The sequence below is a fragment of the Pseudomonas parasichuanensis genome (assembly GCF_021601385.1).
In the GTDB taxonomy this organism is placed as follows: domain Bacteria; phylum Pseudomonadota; class Gammaproteobacteria; order Pseudomonadales; family Pseudomonadaceae; genus Aquipseudomonas; species Aquipseudomonas parasichuanensis.
The window spans coordinates 1-210 of record NZ_BQHO01000130.1 but is presented as its reverse complement, the minus strand read 5'-3'; the positions used below and the strand labels follow the sequence as shown (position 1 = coordinate 210).

The 210-nt window shown below is 49.0% G+C and carries 1 rRNA gene; it reads right to left on the bottom strand.

From position 1 onward, the window contains the following. Positions 1 to 104 precede the first annotated feature (104 nt). Positions 105 to 210: ribosomal RNA gene (locus tag L6D77_RS27245) — 23S ribosomal RNA — on the bottom strand; the annotation flags it as partial.

The window sequence follows — 210 nt, the reverse complement described above, 5'->3', positions numbered from 1 at the left end:
GAACACTCTTGGCTAATTCGGATATGCGATTTGTGATGTTGCGAACTTTCGGGTCTTTCGTCTTCACCACCACAATCTGCAGCTGCAAATTGCTTGGGTGTTATATGGTCAAGCCTCACGGGCAATTAGTATTGGTTAGCTCAACGCCTCACAGCGCTTACACACCCAACCTATCAACGTCGTAGTCTTCGACGGCCCTTCAGGGGATTC